This window comes from Pseudomonas guariconensis (assembly GCF_015680235.1).
Classification (GTDB): domain Bacteria; phylum Pseudomonadota; class Gammaproteobacteria; order Pseudomonadales; family Pseudomonadaceae; genus Aquipseudomonas; species Aquipseudomonas guariconensis_A.
On record NZ_JADLJL010000006.1, the window covers coordinates 41,028 to 62,281 of the forward strand.

The window sequence follows — 21,254 nt, forward strand, 5'->3', positions numbered from 1 at the left end:
TATTAGCTACCTGTGTGCCGATTGCGGAAACATCTCGCAGGCACCCGTTCGGATTTCCGAATGACCACCACGCACCCATTCGGAAAACCGTACAACTAAACCTTCGCGCAATCGTCAAAAAACATTAATGCTCCCGTGTTTTCGGGCTTTATGATCGATATCAGGGCTTGGCACGACTCATGCTCTACACTCAATAGCCGAATGCACCCGCTTCTTGCTGTATTCGTAGAACGAAGAGTCCGCCAACGGCTCCATAAAAAAAACAACGTCGAGGAAAATTTGATGCGTATCGTTCGTCAACTGTTGGGCGCCGCCATCGCGGCTGCGGTCATCGCTTCGCCCGCCATGGCCGAAGAGCTGACCGGCACCCTGAAGAAGATCAAGGATTCGGGCACCATCACCCTGGGCCACCGCGACTCCTCCATTCCGTTTTCCTATCTGGCAGGCAAGCCACAGCCTGTGGGCTACTCCCACGACATCCAGCTGGCCGTCGTCGAAGCGCTGAAAAAACAGCTCAACGTGCCTGACCTCAAGGTGCGCTACAACCTCGTCACCTCCCAGACCCGCATCCCGCTGGTGCAGAACGGCACCGTGGACCTGGAGTGCGGCTCCACCACCAACAACGTCGAACGCCAGCAACAGGTCGGCTTCTCGGTGGGCATCTTCGAAGTCGGTACCCGTCTGCTGACCAAGGTCAAGGACGGTCAACCGGCCTACAAGGACTTCCCGGACCTGGCCGGCAAGAACGTGGTGACCACCGCTGGCACCACCTCCGAGCGCATCCTCAAGGCGATGAACGCCGACAAGCAGATGAAGATGAACGTGATCTCCGCAAAAGACCACGGCGAAGCCTTCAACATGCTCGAAAGCGGCCGCGCCGTGGCCTTCATGATGGACGACGCCCTGCTGGCCGGCGAGATGGCCAAGGCACGCAAGCCTGCAGACTGGGTCATCACCGGCACGCCACAGTCCTACGAGATCTACGGCTGCATGGTGCGCAAGGGTGACGAGGCGTTCAAGAAAGCGGTCGATGACGCCATCATCGCTTACTTCAAGTCGGGCGAAGTCAACAAGAGCTACGAGAAGTGGTTCCAACAGCCGATCCCGCCAAAGGGCCTGAACCTGAACTTCCCGATGAGCGAAGAGCTGAAAAAACTGATCGCCGAGCCGACCGACAAGGCGGCGGACGAGAAGAAGTCCTGATCCTCAGCCAGTGGCCGGGTGCTCGAGCCGAGCAGTAAACAACCCGACAGGCCACTCATTAGTGTCTAACCTTTCAACCGAGGGCGTTCGCCGCCCTCGGTTGCTCGAAGGTGCCCGTGAAACAACCGTCTGAGGGGAAATCCCGATGAATTACAACTGGGACTGGGGCGTGTTCTTCAAGTCCACCGGCGTGGGTAGCGAAACCTACCTGGACTGGTACATCGCCGGTCTGGGCTGGACCATCGCCATCGCCATCTCCGCCTGGATCATCGCCTTGCTGCTGGGCTCGCTGCTCGGCGTGATGCGCACCGTGCCGAACCGCCTGGTGTCGGGCATCGCCACCGCCTACGTGGAGCTGTTCCGCAACGTGCCGCTGCTGGTGCAGCTGTTCATCTGGTACTTCCTGGTACCCGACCTGCTGCCGGAGGGCTTGCAGGAATGGTTCAAGCAAGACCTCAACCCGACCACCTCGGCGCTGATCAGCGTGGTCATCTGCCTGGGCTTGTTCACCGCCGCGCGGGTCTGCGAACAGGTGCGCACCGGCATCCAGGCCCTGCCCCGAGGCCAGGAAGCCGCCGCCCGCGCCATGGGCTTCACCCTGCCGCAGATCTACAACAACGTGCTGCTGCCCCAGGCGTACCGGATCATCATTCCGCCACTTACCTCGGAATTCCTGAACGTATTCAAGAACTCCTCGGTGGCTTCGCTGATCGGCCTGATGGAGCTGCTGGCGCAGACCAAGCAGACCGCCGAGTTCTCCGCCAACCTCTTCGAGGCCTTCACCTTGGCCACCCTGATCTACTTCACCCTCAACATGGGTCTGATGCTGCTCATGCGCATGGTCGAGAAGAAAGTCTCGGTGCCTGGCCTGATTTCCGTGGGGGGCAAGTAAATGGAAATGGACTTCAGCGAAATCATCCCTGCCCTGCCAGCCCTCTGGGAAGGCATGGTCATGACGCTCCAACTGATGGTCATGGGCGTGGTCGGCGGTATCGTGTTGGGTACGATCCTGGCGCTGATGCGCCTGTCGTCGAGCAAGCTGCTGTCGAACCTGGCCGGTGCCTACGTCAACTACTTCCGCTCCATCCCGCTGCTGCTGGTGATCACCTGGTTCTACCTGGCGGTGCCATTCGTGCTGCGCTGGATCACCGGCGAAGACACCCCGGTGGGTGCCTTCACCTCCTGCGTGGTGGCGTTCATGATGTTCGAGGCCGCGTACTTCTGCGAAATCGTGCGTGCCGGGGTGCAGTCGATCTCCAAGGGTCAGATGGGCGCCGCGCAGGCACTGGGCATGACCTATGGCCAGACCATGCGTCTGATCATCCTGCCCCAGGCATTCCGCAAGATGACCCCATTGCTGCTGCAACAGAGCATCATCCTGTTCCAGGACACCTCGCTGGTCTACACCGTGGGCCTGGTGGACTTCCTCAACTCGGCCCGCTCCAACGGCGATATCATCGGGCGCTCCCATGAGTTCCTGATCTTCGCCGGTGTCGTCTACTTCCTCATCAGCTTCTCCGCTTCGTGGCTGGTCAAGCGCCTGCAAAAAAGGATCACCGTATGATTTCCATCAAGAACGTCAACAAGTGGTACGGGGACTTCCAGGTGCTGACCGACTGCAGCACCGAGGTCAAGAAAGGCGAGGTGGTAGTGGTCTGCGGCCCATCCGGCTCGGGCAAGTCCACCCTGATCAAGTGCGTCAACGCCCTGGAGCCGTTCCAGAAAGGTGACATCGTCGTCGACGGCACCTCGATCGCCGACCCCAAGACCAACCTGCCCAAACTGCGTTCGCGGGTGGGCATGGTGTTCCAGCACTTCGAACTGTTCCCGCACCTGTCGATCACCGAGAACCTGACCATCGCCCAGCGCAAGGTGCTCGGCCGCAGCGAAGCGGAAGCCACCAAGAAGGGCCTGGCCCTGCTTGACCGCGTCGGCCTGGGCGCCCACGCCAAGAAACACCCCGGCCAGCTCTCTGGTGGCCAGCAACAGCGCGTGGCCATCGCCCGCGCGCTGTCGATGGACCCGATCGTCATGCTGTTCGACGAACCGACCTCGGCGCTGGACCCGGAGATGGTCAACGAAGTGCTGGACGTGATGGTCGAATTGGCCCACGAGGGCATGACCATGATGTGCGTGACCCACGAGATGGGCTTTGCCCGCAAGGTGGCCAACCGGGTGATCTTCATGGACAAGGGCAGCATCATCGAGGATTGCCAGAAGGAAGACTTCTTCGGCAACCCTGAAGGCCGCCACGAACGCACCCAGCATTTCCTCAGCAAGATCCTGCAGCACTGAGTCGGCCCGTGCCGCTGCCCGGTGCATCCGGGCAGCGGACGCTGGTCGTGACAAGGCCACTGTGATGAAATGCGACCCCTCGCTCCTTCGCCCTGCCCAACCTGTCGTGAAATCCCGCTTGATCCGCCAATTGCTGCTGCCGCCCCTGATCATCCTGCTGATGGTCGGCCTGGGCCTGGTCGGCTACCTGGTCAGCGAGAACAACGGCATCCGCACCTTGAGTGAAAACGGCGAGCGCCAGCTCGAGCTGCATGCGCGCACGGTCGAGAGCGAAATCAGCAAGTACACCTACCTGCCGAGCCTGCTGGAGCTCGAGGACAGCGTCTCGCGCCTGCTCACCGACCCGGACGGCGGGTATCGCCAGACGGTCAACGAATACCTCGAAGGCCTGAACCGCCGCAGCCGCAGCCGGGCCATCTTCGTGCTCGATACCAGCGGCCGGGTCCAGGCCACCAGCAACTGGCGCGACGCCGACTCCTTCCTGGGCGAGGACCTGTCGTTCCGCGCCTACTTCCAGGACGCCGTGCGCGGCGAGCCCGGGCGCTTCTATGGCATCGGCAGCACCACCGGCGAAGCCGGCTACTACCTGGCCCATGGGCTGGAAGAACACGGCAAGATCATCGGCGTGGCGGTGATCAAGGTCCGCCTGGACACCCTCGAAGAGCGCTGGCAGCGCGCGCGCCTGGAGGCGTTCGTCAGTGACGAGAACGGCATCATCATTCTCTCCAGCGACCCGGCCCGCCGACTCAAGTCGGTACGCCCGCTCACCCCGCAGATCAAGGAACGTCTGGCGCGCAGCCTGCAGTACTACTGGTGGCCACTGAACGAGTTGCAACCCTTGGCCCGCGAAACCCTGGCCGATGGCGTAGAAAAGCTCACCTTCCCGGCCAACAGCGAAGGTGGCCAGGGCAAACCGCAGAACATGGCCTACCTGGCCCAGACCCGACGCCTGGTCGACACCCCCTGGCATTTCACCCTGCTCACGCCGCTGCAGGATTTACACCGTGAATCCATGGTGCAAGGCATCCTGGTGGGCGTGGCCTTCGCCCTGCTGACCATCCTGGCTATCGCCTGGAACGAACGGCGCAAGGTGATCGCCACCCGCCTCGCCGCCCGCGAGGCCCTGGAAGAAGCCAACAGCCAGCTGGAGCGACGCATTGCCGAGCGCACCGCCGACCTGCGCGCCAGCAACGAGCGTCTCAAGGGGCAGATTCGCGAACGCCGGCATGCCGAACAGACCCTGCGTCATGCCCAGGACGAGCTGGTCCAGGCCGGCAAGCTGGCGGCCATCGGGCAAATGTCCACCAGCATCGCCCATGAGCTCAACCAGCCGCTGGCCGCCCTGCGTACGTTGTCGGGCAATACCGTGCGCTTCCTTGAGCGTGGCGCCCTGGAAACCGCCAGTACCAACCTGCGCACCATGAACGACCTGATCGACCGCATGGGGCGCATCACCGCCAGCCTGCGCTCCTTCGCCCGGCGTGGCGACGACAGCGGCCAGGCCTCGCTGAACAAGGCCGTGGAAGCCAGCCTACAGGTGCTGGGCAACCGAATCGCCGGCTGCAACCTGCAATTGCACCGCCAGTTCGACGACCAGCTACTGGCCATCGACCAGACCCGCCTGGAGCAGATCCTGGTCAACCTGATCGGCAACGCCCTGGACGCCATGGCCAGCCAGCCCCAGCCGCAGCTCTGGCTGGAAGGCGAGGCACAGGGCGACAAATACCGCCTGCGGGTGCGCGACAACGGCCACGGCATCGACGCCGAGGCGCGCAAGCACCTGTTCGAACCCTTCTTCACCACCAAACCGGGCGAGCATGGCCTGGGCCTGGGCCTGACCCTGTCGGCGAGCCTTGCCGCCGCCGCCAAGGGTTCCTTGGGCGTCGAGCATCCCGCCAGCGGCGGTACCGCCTTCGTCCTCGCCCTGCCCCTGGCCACGCCTACCGGCACATCGGCTGAACCACTATGAATAAAGGGTCCCCATGAACCAAGCACCCTTGACCGTCCTGATCGTCGAAGACGACCCCCACGTGCTGCTGGGTTGCCAGCAGGCCCTGGCCTTGGAAGACATCGCCTGCGAAGGCGTGGGCAGTGCCGAACAGGCCCTGGAACGCATCGGCGACGACTTCGCCGGTATCGTCGTCAGCGACATCCGCCTGCCGGGCATGGATGGCCTGGAACTGCTCGGCCGCCTCAAGGCGCGCGATCGCAGCCTGCCGGTGGTGCTGATCACCGGCCACGGCGATATCGACATGGCCGTGGGCGCCATGCGTAACGGCGCCTACGACTTCATGGAGAAACCGTTCTCCCCGGAGCGCCTGGTAGAGGTGGTACGCCGCGCCCTGGAGCAACGCGGCCTCTCCCGTGAAGTGCATGCCCTGCGGCGCCAACTGGCTGGTCAGAGCACCCTCGAAGGCCGCATCATCGGCCGCTCGCCAGCCATGCAGAACCTGCGCGAACTCATCGCCAACGTCGCCGATACGTCGGCCAACGTACTCATCGAAGGCGAGACCGGCACTGGCAAGGAGCTGGTCGCCCGCTGCCTGCACGACTTCAGCCGGCGCCAGGGCCAGCCCTTCGTTGCGCTCAATTGCGGCGGGCTGCCGGAGAACCTGTTCGAAAGCGAGATCTTCGGCCATGAGGCCAACGCCTTCACCGGTGCTGGCAAGCGGCGTATCGGCAAGATCGAGCACGCCAATGGCGGCACGCTGTTCCTCGATGAGGTGGAGAGCATGCCGATCAACCTGCAGATCAAGCTGCTGCGCGTGCTGCAGGAACGCACCCTGGAACGCCTGGGTTCGAACCAGAGCATCCCGGTGGATTGCCGGGTGATCGCCGCCACCAAGTCGGACCTGGACGCCATGGGCCAGACCGGCCAGTTCCGCAGCGACCTCTACTATCGCCTGAACGTGGTCACCCTGGAGCTACCGCCCCTGCGTGAGCGGCGCGAGGACATCCTGCAACTGTTCGAACATTTCCTTCAGCAGTCGGCCTTGCGCTTCGACCGCGAAGTGCCGGAGCTCGACAGCCAGACCGTGTCGCGCCTGATGGCCCACGACTGGCCGGGCAACGTGCGCGAACTGCGCAACGTCGCCGAGCGCCATGCCCTGGGCCTGCCGGCGTTCAAGAAGAGCGCAGGCGGCGCCAGCCAGGGGCTGGGGTTCGCCGAGGCGGTGGAGGCTTTCGAGCGCAACCTGCTCAGCGACGCCCTGCAACGCACCGGCGGCAACCTCAGCCAGGCCAGCCAGGAACTGGGCATGGCCAAGACCACGCTGTTCGACAAAGTGAAGAAATACGGCCTGAGCTGAACCAAGGAAAGCCAACGTGGACCTGATACTCAAGGCCAGCCTGGGCGCCGCCGTCGTGGTGCTCCTGGCCATTCTTTCGAAGACGCGCAACTACTACATCGCCGGGTTGGTACCGCTGTTTCCGACCTTCGCCCTGATCGCCCACTACATCGTCGGCAAGGGCCGGTCGTTGGCTGACTTGAAGACCACCATCCTGTTCGGCATGTGGTCGATCATTCCTTATTTCATCTACCTGGCGACGTTGTACGTGCTGGTCGACAGGATGCGCCTGGAGGCCTCGCTGGCGCTGGCCACGGTGGCCTGGCTGGTGGCGGCGACGGCGTTGGTCACCTTGTGGATGCGCTTTCACTGAAAGCACCCGGGGCCGCGTTGCGGCCCAATCGCGGCACAAGGCCGCTCCTGCAGGGTCTGTGACGGTCCGTTTACAGAAGCCCTGCCACATGCCTTGGCGCTTCGCGATGCGCTTTCAGGTACGGCAGCACCGCCGCCAGCAACGGCCCCTTGAACGGCTCCTGGAAACGATGGGCCAAGCCCGGAATCAAACGCAGCTGGCTGCCTCGGATATGGGCCGCCAGGTGCACGCCATGCATCACCGGCAACAGCGGGTCGGCCGTGCCATGCACCACTAACGTCGGCACGCGCAGCTGGTTGAGCAGCGCCACCCGGCTCGGCTCGGCGAGGATCGCCATGATCTGGCGCTTCACGCCGTCCGGGTTGAACGCTCGGTCATAGGCGTCCGCGGCCTGTTGCAGCAACACCGCGCGCTCATCGGTGATCTCGGGGCTGCCCAAGGCGGCCAGCAGGTCGGCCTGGTGCTCGATGGCCACCGACCGGTTGGGTGCATCGCGGCGCGCCAGCAACTGCACCAGCGCTGGGCTGGGCGCCGGCAAGCCTTCGTCGCCGGAACTGGACATCACCAGCGTCAGGCTACGCACGCGCTGCGGGGCCATGGCCGCCAAGCGCTGGGCGATCATGCCACCCATGCTTACCCCTAGCACATGGAACTGCTCGATGTTCAGCGCATCCATCAGCCGCAACCCGTCGCTGGCCATGTCGGTCAGGGTATAGGGCGCGGCCACCGGCAGCCCCAGCTTGTAGCGCAGCAGTTCGACGGTCAGGCTGGCCGAGGCCGGCATTCGGTTCCAGCGCGACAAGCCGACATCGCGATTGTCGTAGCGGATGACGCGAAAACCCTGCCGGCACAAGGCCTCGACCACATCGTCGGGCCAATGGATCAATTGCCCGCCCAGGCCCATGACCAGCAGCAACGCAGGGTCCGACGGCGCACCGACGCTTTGGTAGACCAGGCTCAGTTCGCCCAGCTCGGCCCGTTGCACCGGCACCTGGGAGTCGCAGCGCTGGGCGGCCGCAGCGGCCGGCACGCTGACCAACAAGAATAAAAAGACCAATAAAGCCCGCATGAAAGAAACACCAGAACGCAGATCCCCAGTAGATCGCGAGTCTGATGAAAACCTTTCGAGCGCGCTGCCACAAAACCATGACAGTTTGATTAAGGCTGCCGAGCGGTCAAACGCAGCCACCTCGACAGCCACACGCAACATGAGGGAAACTCAAGCACCGTACCCCATTACCCAGAGTTACCCCCGGAGCCACCTGTGCTGGAAATCCGCCACCTGAAAACCCTTCATGCCTTGCGCGAGGCCGATAGCCTGGTGGAAGCCGCCGAGCGCCTGCACCTGACCCAGTCGGCGCTGTCGCATCAGTTCAAGGAACTGGAAGAACGCCTGGGCATGGCGCTGTTCGTGCGCAAGACCAAGCCGATCCGCTTCACCAGCGCCGGCCTGCGCCTGTTGCAACTGGCCGATGCCACCCTGCCCCTGCTGCGCGGTGCCGAGCGCGACATCGCCCGCCTGGCAGGCGGTACCGCCGGGCGCCTGCACATGGCCATCGAGTGTCATAGCTGCTTCCAATGGCTGATGCCCACCATCGACCAGTTCCGCGACGCCTGGCCGGAAGTGGAGCTGGACCTGGCCTCAGGCTTCGCCTTCGCCCCATTGCCGGCCCTGGCCCGGGGCGACCTCGACCTGGTGGTGACCTCCGACCCGGTGGACCTGGCCGGCATCACCTATGTGCCGCTGTTCACCTACGAGGCGATGCTCGCCGTGGCCAACCAGCACCCGCTGGCCAGCAAGCCCTACATCGTGCCTCAGGACCTTTTGGACCAGACCTTGATCACTTACCCGGTGGAACGCGACCGCCTGGACATCTTCACTCGCTTCCTGGAGCCGGCCGATATCGAGCCGGCCGCGGTGCGCACGTCGGAGCTGACCGTGATGATGATGCAGCTGGTGGCCAGCGGCCGTGGCGTATGCGGCATCCCCCATTGGGCGCTGCACGAGTACAGCTCGCGAGGCTACGTCAAGGGCAAGCGCCTGGGCGAAAAGGGCCTGTTCGCCACGCTCCACGCTGCGGTGCGCACCGACATGCTCGATGCCCCCTACATGCGCGATTTCCTGCTGACGGCCAAGGACACCTCGTTCTCGACCCTCGATGGCGTCAGCGCGGTGCGTTGAGCGCCTCGCGGTAGAGCGGCAGGATCAGGTCGCGGGTCAGCGGCGCCAGTTCGAGATCGAGCGCGTCATCGGCCGCCAACCACTTCACTTCCTCGATTTCTGCCGCCGGGCTCACGGCGTCGCTGCTGTCGACGCGAAACAGCTCGGCCACCACCTGGAAACCCGGCTCGTTGGCGGCTGGGGCGGTGAATTGCCCCAGATAGCGAGCGTTCTGCGGGTCCAGGCGCAGGCCCAGTTCCTCGTGCAGCTCCCGTACCAGCGCCGCTTGTGGGGTTTCGCCGGTATCGATCTTGCCACCCGGCTGCATGAAGGCCTGGGTGCCGCGCTTGCGTACCAGCAAGGTACGCCCTTGGGCGTCGATCAGCAGGGCGGCGGCGATACGGAGGGTCTTGGACATGGGAGCTCGCTAAACAACAGGAAAAGACGGGCAAGAATCACATGCAGGTCGGAGGCTGACAAGCGTCCAGGCGGACCAGGACGAACGGCCCCTTGCCAACCCGCCCTTCACCCGCCATAAACAACACATGAACCTGCCAGCCCAGCACCACCCCGTGCTCGACCTGTTCCACCCCGCCATCGGCGCCTGGTTCCGGCAACACTTCGCCACGGTCACCGATGCCCAGGCCCGGGCCTGGCCGCTGATCCATGCCGGCCAATCGATGCTGCTCGCCGCGCCGACCGGCTCGGGCAAGACCCTGAGCGCCTTCCTGGCCGTGCTCGACGAGCTGTTTCGCCAAGGCCTGGACCATGACGGCGAGCTGCCTGCGCAGACTCAGGTGGTCTATGTATCGCCCCTCAAGGCGCTGTCCAATGACATCCGCCTGAACCTCGACCTGCCGCTGGCCGGCATCAGCCAGGCCCTGCAAGCCCAGGGGTTGAAGGCGCCGCGCATCACCACCGCCGTGCGCACCGGCGATACACCGCAAAAAGAACGCGCGGCCATGCGCAAGCTGGCGCCGCACATCCTGGTGACCACGCCCGAATCGCTCTACGTGCTGCTCGGCTCAGCCTCCGGTCGCGAAGGCCTGGCCAACGTACACACGGTGATCGTCGACGAGATCCACGCCCTGGCCGGCAACAAGCGAGGCTGTCACCTGGCCTTGACCCTGGAGCGCCTGCAAGCATTGTGCGGCCGGCCCCTGCGACGCATCGGGCTTTCCGCTACGCAGCGGCCGGTGGAACGCGTGGCGCAGTTCCTGGTAGGCCACCAGCGCCCCTGCGCCATCGTCGACGTCGGCCATGCACGCCGCCGCGACCTGGCCATCGAGGTCCCGCCGGTGCCACTGGGGGCAGTGATGGCCACCGATGTCTGGGGCCTTGTCTACGACCGCATCGCCGCGCTTGCCCGAGAGCATCGCACCACCCTGGTGTTCGTCAACACCCGGCGCCTGGCCGAACGCCTGACCCGCCACCTGAGCGAACGCCTGGGCCAGGCTGCCGTGGCGGCGCACCACGGCAGCCTGGCCAAGGAACACCGCCTGGCGGCCGAGCAGCGCCTGAAGGCAGGCCAGTTGCAGGTGCTGGTGGCCACCGCCTCGCTGGAGCTGGGCATCGACATCGGCGAGGTCGAGCTGGTTTGCCAGATCGCCTCGCCCGGCTCGATCTCGGCGTTCTTGCAACGCGTCGGGCGCTCCGGGCACCAGGTCGAAGGCATCCCCAAGGGGCGGCTGTTTCCGACCTCGCGGGACGACCTGATCGAATGCGTGGCCTTGCTCGAAGGTGTGCGTCAGGGCGAACTCGATCAACTGCAGATACCCCGCGCACCGCTGGATGTCCTGGCCCAGCAGATCGTCGCCGAAGTGAGCAACCAGCCATGGCCGGAGCAGGCCCTGTACGACTGCCTACGCCAGGCCATGCCCTATGCCGAGCTGGACCCGGCGCACTACCAGGCGCTCCTGCGCATGCTCGCCGAGGGCTACAACGGCCGCCAGGGCGTGCGCAGCGCCTACCTGCACCGCGATGCCGTCAGCGCCACCCTGCGCGGGCGCCGCGGCAGCCAGCTGACGGCCTTGACCAGCGGCGGCACCATTCCCGAGACCGCCGACTATGCAGTGCTGCTCGAGCCCCAGTCGCTGAACATCGGCAGTGTCAACGAAGACTTCGCCGTGGAAAGCATTGCCGGCGATATCTTCCAGCTGGGCAATGCGTCCTATCGCATTCTGCGGGTCGAGCCTGGCCGGGTACGGGTCGAGGATGCCCATGGCCTGCCACCGACCATTCCGTTCTGGCTCGGCGAGGCCCCAGGGCGTAGCGATGAGTTGTCCGCCGCCGTCGCCCGCCTGCAGGCGCAGGTCGATGAGCGCCTGCAGGCCAGCGACGGGGATTTCGCCCCGGTGCTGGCCTGGTTGCAGCAGGCGTTCGGGCTGGAAGCAGGCAGCGCCAGCCAGTTGCTCGACTACCTGGGGCAGGCCTGGCAGGTGCTGGGCGCTTTGCCCTCCCAGGAAACGCTGGTGATGGAACGCTTCTTCGACGAAACCGGCGGCACCCAGCTGATCATCCATTCGCCCTATGGCAGCCGGATCAACCGCGCCTGGGGCCTGGCACTGCGCAAACGCTTCTGTCGCACCTTCAACTTCGAGCTGCAGGCCGCTGCCAGCGAAGACGCGATCGTGCTGTCGTTGTCCACCAGCCACAGCTTCGAGCTCGATGAAGTCTGGCGCTACCTGGCCAGCCGCAGCGCCGAGCCGATCCTGGTCCAGGCCCTGCTCGACGCACCGTTGTTCGGCGTGCGTTGGCGCTGGAACGCCGCCGTGGCCCTGGCCTTGCCGCGTTATGTCGGCGGGCGCAAGGTGGCGCCGCAGATCCAGCGCATGAAGAGTGAAGATCTGATCGCGGCGGTGTTCCCCGACCAGATCGCCTGCCTGGAAAACATCGTCGGTGAACGGCAGATCCCGGACCACCCGCTGGTGGAACAGACCCTGGACGATTGTCTGCACGAGGCCATGGACAGCGAAGGCTGGCTGGCCCTGCTTCGGCGCATGGAAAACGGCGAAATACGCCTGCTCGCCCGCGACCTGCCCGCCCCCTCGCCCTTGGCCGCGGCCATCCTCAATGCCCGGCCCTATACCTTCCTGGACGACGCCCCATTGGAGGAGCGCAGGACCCAGGCGGTGCTCAACCGGCGCTGGAACGAGGTGCACAGCGGCGACGACCTCGGGGCGCTGGATATCGAGGCCATCGTCGCCGTACAGGCCGAGGCCTGGCCGCAGCCTGGCAACGCCGACGAGATGCATGAAGCCTTGATGAGCCTGGGCGCCATCAGCGCTGAGGAAACCCACCTGGGCAACGACTGGCCCGGCCTTCTCGCCCAGTTGGCCCAGGCAGGCCGTGCGTGCCTGCTGCGCAGCGGCGAACAGGCCCTGTGGCTGGCGCGCGAACGTCTGAATCTGCTGTTGGCGTGTTACCCACACGCCAGGCTGGAGCCTTCGCTCGGCCTGTTGCCGGGGTTCGACCAGCCTATCGAACGAGATGCCGCGCAGGTCGAGCTGCTGCGCGCGCGGCTCAGCGGTTTCGGCCCGCTGACAGTGGCCCAGATCGCGGCACCGTTAGGCCTGCCCAGCAGCGATATCGAACAGGCCCTGGCGCGTCTGGAAGTCGAAGGCTATGTGCTGCGCGGCCATTTCAGCCCTGGCCAGCGAACCCTGCAGTGGTGCGAGCGGCACCTGCTGGCGCGTATCCATCGCTACACGGTCAAGCGCCTGCGGCGGGAAATCGAACCGGTGACCCTGCAGGTCTACATGCGTTTCCTGTTCGACTGGCAACACCTGGCGACCGACGAACGCCTGAGGGGACCCCAAGCGGTGGCCGAGGTACTCGGCCAGTTGCAAGGCTTCCCCAGCGCGGCCGGGGCCTGGGAGGCCGAGCTGCTGCCGGCCCGGATCAAGGACTACAGCCCACACTGGCTCGACGATGCCTGCCGCAGCGGGCAATGGGCCTGGAGCCGGCTGGCGAGCACGCTGTCCACCAGTACCTTGTCCAGCACACCGCTGGTACTGCTGCCGCGCGAGCACCTGAGCCTCTGGCGCAGCCTGGCACCAATGCCCGCGCTCGATGACTTGCCTCCAAGGGCGCAACGGGTATTCGAGACGCTGCAGGCCCAGGGCGCCTTGTTCTTCGACGAGCTCACCCAGGAGGCCCACCTGCTGCCCAGCGAGCTGGAAAGCGCATTGCAACAATTGGTGGGCGCCGGGTTGGTCGGTGCCGATAGCTTCACGGGCCTGCGCGGGCTGATCACACCCGCCGCCAAGCGCACCTCGCGCAACAGCCGCCGCGGCCATCCACCGATGGCCAGCGACATGGCCCAGGCCGGGCGCTGGGCATTGTTGCGTCGTGGCACTACCCTGCCGGACAGCGACCAACGCCTGGAACACGTCGCGCGGACCTTGCTGCGCCGCTACGGGGTGATCTGCTGGCGCCTGCTAGAGCGCGAAAGCGATGTGCTGCCGCCCTGGCGTGACCTGTTGCGTTGCTACCACCGGCTGGAGGCTCGGGGCGAAATCCGCGGTGGGCGATTCATTGTCGGGCTGGCCGGTGAACAGTTCGCCCTGCCGGAGGCGGTCGGCCTGCTGCGCCAGGTACGACGGCGGGCACCGGACGGTGGGCTGGTGATGATCAGCGCCTGTGACCCGCTGAACCTGCTGGGAACGCTGTTGCCAGGCGGGAAGGTACCGGCGGTGGTCGGCAACCGGCTACTGTATCGCGACGGTGTGCCGGTGGCCACGCGGGTAGCGGGGCGCTACGAGTACCTGGTGGAGGTGCCGGCCGCAGAACAGGAAGCCTGGCGACAGCGCCTGTTACGCGATATTCACTGAAGCACTCCAAACGCATCGCGGACAAGCCCGCTCCCACAGGGGGCGGCGCTAGCCGCTTGTCCTGTGCGCAACAGCGCGGCCCGGAAGAGATAGTGCCGCTCTGGCGATCGACGCCAATCCTGTGGGAGCGGGCTTGCCCCGCGATGCGGTCCTGCGTCGATGACTGATCTTTCATGTTCTGCCCCCGCGATCGACTGGCCATGCGCCACCCAATGGGGCTATGGTCGGGGTTTGACCCAGGCCCCTGAGCCTGACCGAGCCATCGCAAGGACCCCGTATGAGCCTGTCACTTCTCAGTCGCTATGCCTTTTTCGCCGCCTGCGTTCTTTTCACCCTGGCGAGCCTGCCCTTCCTGCACCACGAATGGCTGTGGCCGTTCACCCTCGTCACCGCCGTGCTCAGCCTGATCGGCCTGTTCGACCTGCTGCAGCAACGCCATGCGGTGCGGCGCAACTATCCGATCCTCGGCAACATCCGCTATCTGGTCGAAGCGATTCGCCCGGAGATCCGCCAGTACCTGCTCGAAGCCGACAGCGATGCCCTGCCCTTTTCCCGTGCCCAGCGTTCGCTGGTGTATGCCCGGGCCAAGAACGAAGCGTCGGACAAGCCCTTCGGCACCTTGATCGACGTGTACGAATCAGGCTTCGAGTTCATCGGCCACTCCATGCGCCCAGCGCCCCTGGCCGACCCGGCAAGCTTTCGCGTGACAGTCGGCGGTCCGCAGTGCAGCCAGCCGTATTCGGCATCGATCTTCAACATTTCAGCCATGAGCTTCGGTTCGCTGAGCGCCAACGCCATCCGTGCCCTCAACCAAGGGGCCAAGCTCGGCAATTTCGCCCACGACACCGGCGAAGGCAGCATCAGCCCGTACCACCGCGAGAACGGCGGTGACCTGGTCTGGGAACTGGGCTCGGGCTATTTTGGCTGTCGCACCCCGGATGGCCGCTTCGACCCTGAGCGTTTCGCCGAGCAGGCGCGCGACCCACAGGTGCGCATGATCGAAATCAAGATGAGCCAAGGCGCCAAGCCCGGCCACGGCGGCATCCTGCCCAAGCACAAGGTGACCGAAGAAATCGCCGCCACCCGCGGCGTGCTGATGGGCGAGGACTGCATTTCGCCGTCGCGTCACACGGCATTCTCCACGCCGATCGAAATGATGCAGTTCATCGCCCGCCTGCGTGAGCTGTCCGGCGGCAAGCCGGTAGGCTTCAAGTTCTGCCTGGGCCACCCTTGGGAGTTCATGGGTATCGCCAAGGCCATGCTGGAAACCGGCATTCTGCCGGACTTCATCGTGGTGGACGGCAAGGAAGGCGGCACGGGAGCCGCACCGGTGGAATTCACCGACCATATCGGCGTGCCACTGCGCGAAGGCCTGCTGTTCGTGCACAACACCCTGGTAGGCCTGAACCTGCGCGACAAGATCAAGCTGGGCGCTAGCGGCAAGATCGTCAGTGCCTTCGACATCGCCAGCGTCCTGGCCATCGGTGCCGACTGGGCCAACGCGGCCCGCGGCTTCATGTTCGCCATCGGCTGTATCCAGTCGCAGAGCTGCCATACCAATAAGTGCCCCACCGGGGTCGCGACCCAGGACGCCCTGCGCCAGCGTGCCCTGGTGGTGCCGGACAAGGCCCAGCGGGTGCTCAACTTCCACCACAACACCTTGCGCGCGCTGGCCGAGATGCTCGCCGCAGCAGGCCTGGAACACCCTGCACAGCTGGAGGCCAAGCACCTGGTGCGGCGTATCTCGGCCACCGAGATCAAGCTGTTCTCGCAGATGCACGTGTTCCTAAAACCGGGCGAGCTGCTCACAGGCGAGGTCAACGGGCAGTTCTATTCGAGAATGTGGCAGATGGCCCGGGCCGACAGTTTCGAGCCGCATACGGAAGTGGCGGCCTGACGGTATTCGCGGCACAAGGCCGCGCCTACAGGATGACGCATTCGCCTGTAGGAGCGGCCTTGTGCCGCGAATGGGCCGCAAAGCGGCCCCAAGGGCTTTGGATCAGGACGCGGTGCTCGCCTTGCCCTGCTCGTCTTTCGGCGCCAGACGAAACGCGTAGTACAGCACCGTCAGCAGCACCAGGAACGCCGGGCCGATGTACAGGGCCACGCGGGTGTCTTCGAAGTAGGCCATCAGGCCCACCACCAGCACCAGGAAGGCCAGGGCCAGGTAGGAGCTCAGCGGCCACAGCCACATGCGGTACTTCAGCGCCTGGCGCTCGACAGTGGACAGCCCGGCACGGAACTTGAGCTGGGCCAGCAGGATCATCACCCAGGTCCAGATCGCGCCGAAGGTGGCGATCGAGGTCACCCAGACGAACACTTTCTCCGGCACCAGGTAGTTCGCCAGCACGCCCAGCAGCAAGGCAGCGATCGACAGCAGCAGCGCATTGCGCGGTACGCCGCTTTTCGAGGTCCGAGCGAAGGGCGCGGGGGCCTGGCCGTTCTGCGCCAGGCTGTAGAGCATGCGCCCGGTGCTGAAGATGCCGCCGTTGCACGAGGACAGCGCAGCGGTGATCACGACGAAGTTGATGATGCCAGCAGCGGTCTTGATGCCCAGGCGCTCGAAGGTCATCACGAACGGGCTGCCCTGGCTGCCGATCTCGTTCCAGGGGTAGATCGACAGGATCACGAACAGCGCACCGACATAGAACAGCAGGATGCGCCAGAACACCGAGCCGATGGCCTGTGGAATGGTCTTCTGCGGGTTGCGCGCTTCACCGGCGGTCAGGCCGATCATCTCCACGCCCAGATAGGCGAACATGACCATCTGCAGCGACATCAGCACACCGGTCACACCGTTGGGCATGAAGCCACCGTTGCTCCACAGGTTGGAGATCCCCATGGCCACGCCGTCGTTACCGAAGCCGAAGGCGATGATGCCAATGCCGCCCAGGACCATGGCGATGATGGTGACGATCTTGATCAAGGCGAACCAGAACTCGAACTCGCCGAACGCCTTGACCGCGATCAGGTTGATCGCCCCCATGCTGCCCAGAGCCGCCAGGGCCCAGATCCAGCGTGGCACGTCGGGGAACCAGATGCCCATGTAGATGGCCACCGCGGTGATCTCCGCGACGCAGGTCACCAGCCACAGGAACCAGTAGTTCCAGCCGGTGAGGAAGCCCGCCAGCGGGCCGAGGTAGTCTTGGGCATAGCGGCTGAAGGAGCCAGCGACCGGGTTGTGCACGGCCATTTCGCCAAGGGCGCGCATGATCACCAGGATGGCCAGGCCACCGATGATGTAGGACAGCATGATCGCAGGACCGGCCATTTCGATGGCCTTGGCTGAACCGAGGAACAGGCCTACACCGATACAGGCGCCCAGCGCCATCAGACGGATGTGCCGTTCGCCCAGCTCGCGCTTGAGTGGGCCGCCCTGGGCGGTCTCACCATGGGCAGGGTGGTTGCCGACTGGCATAGCAATACAACCTCATTTTGTTATTGGATTGACCTTCGCGCAGAACCGGCCAGGCCGATGGGCATGGCGTCGTCTTGCCGGGCGAGCCTCGTGGGCGCGCCTGTCCGCCGGCGAACGGCAGGACGAAGGGGTCGAGCAGTATAGGAATCAGCTTGTAGGGCTTTTCACTATATAAATAGGGAAATTTGGAGAGAATTCTCGGCCAAAAACCCTTTCGCGGAAGGCAGAAATTCCTTCCGCCCCACCCTTGCGAAGAATGGGGGCGGCTACCATAGCAACATTGCCCAAGAATGGAAGCCGCACCAAAGCCGCATATTCCTACGTAGGAATTCACTGCTTCTTACAATTTTTTCACCAAACCCTGCCAACGTCTAAGCTTCAGACAAAGCAAGACGAAAAACTGGCCGGATTTGAAGACTATGGGCGCACTGTGGCAATCGGAACCAACCAGAACGGAAGCACCCGAGACACATCTGGCTGAGGCTCCATTGCCCAAGACTCCACGCCAGCGGCGGCTGTGGTGGCGGCTGATCGTGCTCATCACGCTGGTGGCGATCATCGCCATAGGCTTTGCCGTCTACGACGAAATGCGCACCTCGAAACTGCAGTCGCGCGAATTCAGCCGGCTGGCCAGTGCCCTTACCTATTCGCTGGAGCCGGGCCCGAGCGATGCCATCGTCTACCCAGGGGACGGGCCCTTCGACAAACGCCTGGGCTACAGCGCCCTGGGCGAATTCCTGCCGCGCCTGCTCAAGCGTGATTACCTGATCAGCGAGCAGGTGCGCTTCTCGCCGGCCTTGATGAACTATGTCGAGCATGGCCTGTTCGTGCCTTACGTGGAGAAGGTCCAGGCCGGCCTGTCGATCACCGACTGCCGGGGCGAGGACCTGTACCACTACAACTACCCCCAGCACCTGTACCCCGACTTCGCCTCGATCCCTCCGGTGGTGGTCAACAGCCTGCTGTTCATCGAGAACCGCGACCTGCTCAAGCCCGACGACCCGCACAACAACCCGGCGGTGGACTGGCCGCGCTTCGCCAAGGCCGCCTACAGCCAGGTCGCCAAGTACCTGGCCCTGCCCGGCCAGTCGGCCGGCGGCAGTACCCTGGCGACCCAGCTGGAGAAATACCGCCATTCGCCGGACGGCCTGACCGTCTCGGGGGCCGAGAAGATCCGCCAGATGATTTCCGCCAGCGTGCGCGCCTACCTGGGCGGGCCAGACACCACCGAGGCTCGGGAGCGCATCGCCCGCGACTACCTCAACAGCGTGCCGCTCTCGGCGGTGCCGGGTCACGGCGAAGTGCACGGCATGGCTGAAGGCCTGAGGGTCTGGTACGGCGCCGACTTCGACCAGGTCAACCAAGTGCTCTCTTCCACCGCCACCGACCCCGAGACCATGGCCGCCCGTGGCCTGGCAATGCGTCAGGTACTGTCCCTGATGATCGCCCAGCGCAGGCCCTCCCATTACCTGTCCAAGGGCCGGGTGGAGCTGGCCGAGCTCACCAACGCGCATATCCGCGTGCTGGCCGCCAATGGCGTGATCGACCGGCCCCTGGCCGACGCCGCGCTGGCCAGCAAGGCGGTATACCGCGACTGGGTGGCCCAGCCGACCATCGTGCCGATCATCACCAACAAGGGCATCAGCCTGGCCCGTAACCGCCTGGCGGCCATGCTCAACCGCCCACTGTACGATCTGGACCGGCTCGACGTGTCCGCCACCAGTACCCTGCAGGCCGACCTGCAGATGCAGGTCAGCCAGTACCTGAAGAACCTCTCCGACCCCGAGTTCGCCGCGCAGATGGGGCTGATCGGCGAACGCTTGCTGACCACCAAGACCACCGACCAGGTCCGCTACAGCTTCACCCTGTTCGAGCGCACCGCCGATGGCTCGCGGGTACGGGTCCAGACCGACAGCACCGACCAGCCCTTCGACATCAACGAAGGCAGCAAGCTGGAACTGGGCTCCACCGCCAAGCTGCGGGTGCTGACCACCTACCTGGAAATCATCGCCGAGCTGCACGACAAATACGCCGGCAAGCCCGTGGCGGAGCTGAAGAAAGTGCCAGTGGCCGAACTGGACCGCATCACCCAATGGTCGCTGGAATGGCTGATGCAGAACAGCAAGGACCAGAACCTGGACGCGATGCTCGATGCCGCCCTTGAGCGCAAGTACTCGGCCAACACCGGCGAGGCCTTCTTCACCGGCGGCGGCATGCACGTGTTCAACAACTTCCGCAAGGAAGACAACAGCCGCAACCCGACCCTCAAGGATGCGCTGCGCGAATCGATCAACCTGCCGTTCATCCGCCTGATGCGTGACCTGGTGCGCTACGTCACCTATCAGCAGCCCTATAACCGTGAGCCGCTGCTCAAGGACGACTCCGACCCTCGCCGCCAGGAATACCTGGCGCGCTTTGCCGACAAGGAAGGTACCAACTACCTGATGCGTTTCTGGCGCAAGTACCAGCGCAAGACCTCCCAACAGCGCCTGGACACCTTCCTCGACGGCATGCGCGTGACGCCGCAGCGCCTGGCCGCGGTGCACCGCTACCTGTTCCCCGAGGCGGGCCAGGAGACGTTCAACGCCTTCGTCCGCGCCCACAGCGCCACTGACAAGAAAGCCCTGGCCAAGCTCACCGACGGGCGCCTGTCGGAGATGTACGACGCCTATGGCCCAGGCAAGTACGACCTGCCGGACCAGGGCTACATCGCCAAGGTCCACCCGCTGGACCTGTGGTTGCTGGGCTACCTGCTGAAGAACCCTGGCGCCTCGCTTACCGAAATGGTCAATGCCAGCCGCTTCGAGCGCCAGGAGGTCTACAGCTGGCTGTTCAAGAGCCGCCACAAGGGCGCCCGCGACAGCCGCATCCGCACCATGGTCGAGATCGAAGCCTTCCTGGACATCCACCAACGCTGGAAGCGCGTGGGCTACCCGTTCGACCACCTGGTGCCGTCGCTGGCCACCGCCATCGGCAGCTCCGGCGACCGCCCGGCGGCGCTGGCCGAACTGGTGGGCATCATCCAGAACGATGGCGTGCGCCTGCCGACCCTGCGCATCGATACCCTGCATTTCGCGGCCGATACGCCCTACGAAACCAAGCTGGTCAGCGATCCGGACCGTGGCCAGCGGATCCTCCCGGTGGCGGTGGCCCGTGCCCTCAAGGGGGCAATGTCGCAGGTGGTGGATGCCGGTACCGCACGGCGCATCTCCGGCAGCTTCAAGCTGCACGACGGCACTTCGCTGGTCATGGGCGGCAAGACCGGCACCGGCGACAACCGTATCGAAAGCTTCGGCGCAGGCGGCCGCCTGATCGGTTCGCGTTCGCTGAACCGCACCGCCACCTTCGTGTTCTTCCTGGGCGAGAACCACTTCGGCACCCTCACCGCTTTTGTCCCGGGCCGCACGGCGGAAGCCTTCACCTTCACCTCGGCCCTGCCGGTGCAGGTCCTCAAGGGCATGGCGCCGATCCTCATGCCCTATCTGGAACCGGGCAGCGCCACCGAATGCAAGGCACCGCAGCTGGCCGCGCATTGATCCGGGGCAGCGCTCGATCTGTGGGAGAGGCCTGCGCCGTGAAAGGGCCGCAAAGCGGCCCTGCCCTCCCTACCCATCGAAACCATAGATGAGAATCATCAGCATTCAGGTGCTTGTCTTTAGATATATCTTGAGTAATATCTTGCGAT

14 protein-coding genes are annotated in these 21,254 nt (G+C 64.7%); 11 read left to right on the forward strand and 3 right to left on the reverse strand.

The genetic code is table 11. The features are described from left to right. Nucleotides 1-282 precede the first annotated feature (282 nt). From IRZ56_RS06800 to IRZ56_RS06830, 7 genes are all read left to right on the forward strand, one after another. On the forward strand, nt 283-1,203 hold the full coding sequence (locus tag IRZ56_RS06800) for a glutamate/aspartate ABC transporter substrate-binding protein (RefSeq protein WP_084856003.1): 921 nt from the start codon (nt 283-285) through the stop codon (nt 1,201-1,203). Between the two features lie 145 nt (nt 1,204-1,348). Then, nucleotides 1,349-2,095 (forward strand): amino acid ABC transporter permease, encoded by a 747-nt coding sequence (locus tag IRZ56_RS06805; RefSeq protein ID WP_196144247.1) that lies wholly within the window; start codon nt 1,349-1,351, stop codon nt 2,093-2,095. Then, complete coding sequence (locus IRZ56_RS06810) at nt 2,096-2,767, forward strand: amino acid ABC transporter permease (protein ID WP_196144248.1); 672 nt, start codon at nt 2,096-2,098, stop codon at nt 2,765-2,767. It abuts the gene before it with no gap. Then, the gene (locus IRZ56_RS06815) at nt 2,764-3,498 is read left to right on the forward strand and encodes an amino acid ABC transporter ATP-binding protein (protein ID WP_043206506.1); all 735 of its coding nucleotides are present in this window, start codon (nt 2,764-2,766) and stop codon (nt 3,496-3,498) included. The genes IRZ56_RS06810 and IRZ56_RS06815 overlap by 4 nt, the downstream gene beginning before the upstream one ends. Before the next feature lie 64 nt (nt 3,499-3,562). Beyond that, entirely contained in the window at nt 3,563-5,467 is a 1,905-nt protein-coding gene (locus IRZ56_RS06820) for a sensor histidine kinase (protein WP_196144249.1), read from the forward strand. 13 nt (nt 5,468-5,480) lie between these two features. Beyond that, nucleotides 5,481-6,806, forward strand: coding sequence for a sigma-54-dependent transcriptional regulator (locus IRZ56_RS06825; RefSeq protein ID WP_196144250.1), 1,326 nt, complete (start codon nt 5,481-5,483; stop codon nt 6,804-6,806). A gap of 25 nt (nt 6,807-6,831) precedes the next feature. Next, nucleotides 6,832-7,158 (forward strand): GlpM family protein, encoded by a 327-nt coding sequence (locus tag IRZ56_RS06830; protein ID WP_196144340.1) that lies wholly within the window; start codon nt 6,832-6,834, stop codon nt 7,156-7,158. Between the two features lie 70 nt (nt 7,159-7,228). On the opposite strand, the gene IRZ56_RS06835 is transcribed toward IRZ56_RS06830, so the two are convergent. Next, the gene (locus tag IRZ56_RS06835; protein WP_196144251.1) at nt 7,229-8,227 is read right to left on the reverse strand and encodes an alpha/beta fold hydrolase; all 999 of its coding nucleotides are present in this window, start codon (nt 8,225-8,227) and stop codon (nt 7,229-7,231) included. Nucleotides 8,228-8,422: 195 nt separating this feature from the next. Here IRZ56_RS06835 and metR point away from each other — a divergent pair, with 195 nt between their 5' ends. Next, complete coding sequence (metR, locus tag IRZ56_RS06840) at nt 8,423-9,340, forward strand: transcriptional regulator MetR (RefSeq protein WP_196144252.1); 918 nt, start codon at nt 8,423-8,425, stop codon at nt 9,338-9,340. Here metR and IRZ56_RS06845 read toward each other — a convergent pair. Continuing rightward, a complete protein-coding gene (locus IRZ56_RS06845; protein WP_196144253.1) occupies nt 9,324-9,737 on the reverse strand; it encodes an NUDIX hydrolase in 414 nt (137 codons plus the stop codon). The two genes, metR and IRZ56_RS06845, sit on opposite strands and share 17 nt — an antisense overlap. Nucleotides 9,738-9,864: 127 nt before the next feature. Between IRZ56_RS06845 and IRZ56_RS06850 the strand changes: the two genes are divergently transcribed. Beyond that, nucleotides 9,865-14,151: a DEAD/DEAH box helicase gene (locus tag IRZ56_RS06850; RefSeq protein WP_196144254.1), complete on the forward strand. Its 4,287-nt coding sequence runs from the start codon at nt 9,865-9,867 to the stop codon at nt 14,149-14,151. A gap of 277 nt (nt 14,152-14,428) precedes the next feature. Then, a complete protein-coding gene (locus tag IRZ56_RS06855; protein WP_196144255.1) occupies nt 14,429-16,048 on the forward strand; it encodes an FMN-binding glutamate synthase family protein in 1,620 nt (539 codons plus the stop codon). Nucleotides 16,049-16,150: 102 nt separating this feature from the next. On the opposite strand, the gene IRZ56_RS06860 is transcribed toward IRZ56_RS06855, so the two are convergent. Continuing rightward, the gene (locus IRZ56_RS06860) at nt 16,151-17,569 is read right to left on the reverse strand and encodes an amino acid permease (RefSeq protein WP_196144256.1); all 1,419 of its coding nucleotides are present in this window, start codon (nt 17,567-17,569) and stop codon (nt 16,151-16,153) included. Between the two features lie 419 nt (nt 17,570-17,988). Between IRZ56_RS06860 and IRZ56_RS06865 the strand changes: the two genes are divergently transcribed. Then, a complete protein-coding gene (locus IRZ56_RS06865) occupies nt 17,989-21,105 on the forward strand; it encodes a transglycosylase domain-containing protein (RefSeq protein WP_196144257.1) in 3,117 nt (1,038 codons plus the stop codon). Nucleotides 21,106-21,254 lie beyond the last annotated feature (149 nt).

What these genes read in the sequence shown, in the direction of transcription:
- IRZ56_RS06800 (WP_084856003.1), top strand. Translation starts at nt 283, where the DNA reads ATGCGTATCGTTCGTCAACTGTTGGGCGCCGCCATCGCGGCTGCGGTC.
- IRZ56_RS06805 (WP_196144247.1), top strand. Translation starts at nt 1,349, where the DNA reads ATGAATTACAACTGGGACTGGGGCGTGTTCTTCAAGTCCACCGGCGTG.
- IRZ56_RS06810 (WP_196144248.1), top strand. Translation starts at nt 2,096, where the DNA reads ATGGAAATGGACTTCAGCGAAATCATCCCTGCCCTGCCAGCCCTCTGG.
- IRZ56_RS06815 (WP_043206506.1), top strand. Translation starts at nt 2,764, where the DNA reads ATGATTTCCATCAAGAACGTCAACAAGTGGTACGGGGACTTCCAGGTG.
- IRZ56_RS06820 (WP_196144249.1), top strand. Translation starts at nt 3,563, where the DNA reads ATGAAATGCGACCCCTCGCTCCTTCGCCCTGCCCAACCTGTCGTGAAA.
- IRZ56_RS06825 (WP_196144250.1), top strand. Translation starts at nt 5,481, where the DNA reads ATGAACCAAGCACCCTTGACCGTCCTGATCGTCGAAGACGACCCCCAC.
- IRZ56_RS06835 (WP_196144251.1), bottom strand. Translation starts at nt 8,227, where the DNA reads ATGCGGGCTTTATTGGTCTTTTTATTCTTGTTGGTCAGCGTGCCGGCC.
- IRZ56_RS06845 (WP_196144253.1), bottom strand. Translation starts at nt 9,737, where the DNA reads ATGTCCAAGACCCTCCGTATCGCCGCCGCCCTGCTGATCGACGCCCAA.
- IRZ56_RS06850 (WP_196144254.1), top strand. Translation starts at nt 9,865, where the DNA reads ATGAACCTGCCAGCCCAGCACCACCCCGTGCTCGACCTGTTCCACCCC.
- IRZ56_RS06855 (WP_196144255.1), top strand. Translation starts at nt 14,429, where the DNA reads ATGAGCCTGTCACTTCTCAGTCGCTATGCCTTTTTCGCCGCCTGCGTT.
- IRZ56_RS06860 (WP_196144256.1), bottom strand. Translation starts at nt 17,569, where the DNA reads ATGCCAGTCGGCAACCACCCTGCCCATGGTGAGACCGCCCAGGGCGGC.
- IRZ56_RS06865 (WP_196144257.1), top strand. Translation starts at nt 17,989, where the DNA reads ATGGGCGCACTGTGGCAATCGGAACCAACCAGAACGGAAGCACCCGAG.